The organism is Hufsiella arboris (assembly GCF_009834875.1).
Taxonomy (GTDB): domain Bacteria; phylum Bacteroidota; class Bacteroidia; order Sphingobacteriales; family Sphingobacteriaceae; genus Hufsiella_A; species Hufsiella_A arboris.
This window is the reverse complement of record NZ_WVHT01000037.1, coordinates 1-1,026: the sequence shown is the minus strand read 5'-3', so window position 1 is coordinate 1,026 and position 1,026 is coordinate 1. Positions and strand designations below refer to the sequence as shown.

Genomic DNA, 1,026 nt, shown 5'->3' with positions numbered 1-1,026 from the left:
AATATCAGCCTTTCCCTGTCCACCCGGCATATCGCTGACAAAATACAGCGTCTGCCCGTCCCGGCTTAAAGCAGCAAGTCCTACCGAATAGTTCTTCGTGTTCTCCCAGCTTAGCGGCTGGGGACTGCCCCAGCTGCCGTCTGCCTGTTTGATGCGGTAATACAGCTCCAGCTTGCGCGTGCCTACCGGAAGTCCTTTGCGGTAACCCATGCGCTGGTAACTCAGTGTTTTGTTCTTATCCATATCGGTTACCGTGTAGTACACCGTATCCTGGTTTTTAGAAAATGTTACCGGACCGGTATGGTATTTACTGTCGTTGATGGCTGCTGAAAAGTCTTTCAGTGATGCCGTGTCGGTACCCGTGGAACCCGAAAAAGAACTGGCTGTCTGGTATATCTTCAAATAGGGTCTTCCCGTCCAGCCGTAAGTTTCCTGCCGCTTTTGGTTAAACACCTGTTTGCGGATCGAGTCGGACACGAACACCACATCCTGACCGTAGTACACCGCTCCCCAATCGGAAGCGGTGGTGTTAATGGCGCCCATATTTTTTACCGTGACAGCTGATGGATTCTTCAGCCAGCTTTGTGCCGAGTCGCAGCCGGCCGTTTTATCTTTGATCACCGGCGACTGGGAAGGTGCTTTGCCATAAGCTGCTTTTGCATCCTCATACTGACCGGTCACTTTCGACAGGTCGCCGATCCGCTCCCACAAACTGTCGGCTTTGGGATTCTTGTCCAAGTACTTCCGGTAAGCTTCAATGGCCTGCTGGTATTGCCCGGTTTGTTCATACGAGTAGCCCAGCCGGTAATACACCACCGGGCTGGTGTTTTTCCGTTTGCTTAGTTTCTGGTAGATCGGTGCCGCCCTGGCGTACTGCCAGGTCATGAAGTACTTATCAGCCAGCTGATCATAGGTGGGCTGTTCCTGGGCGGTGGAGGAAGTGGCAGTAGAAAGTAGCACAGCCAGAAAGAATAGCAGTCGCGGCACTGACACCGGCCTTGAGGGTAACTGCCACTCCAACCTGTT

General features: G+C 52.8%; 1 protein-coding gene. It reads right to left on the bottom strand.

Translation table 11 applies throughout. From position 1 onward, the window contains the following. Positions 1–960: tetratricopeptide repeat protein (locus GS399_RS20540; RefSeq protein ID WP_160846536.1), on the bottom strand; the 960-nt coding region annotated here is incomplete at its 3' end. Between the last annotated feature and the right edge of the window lie 66 nt (positions 961–1,026).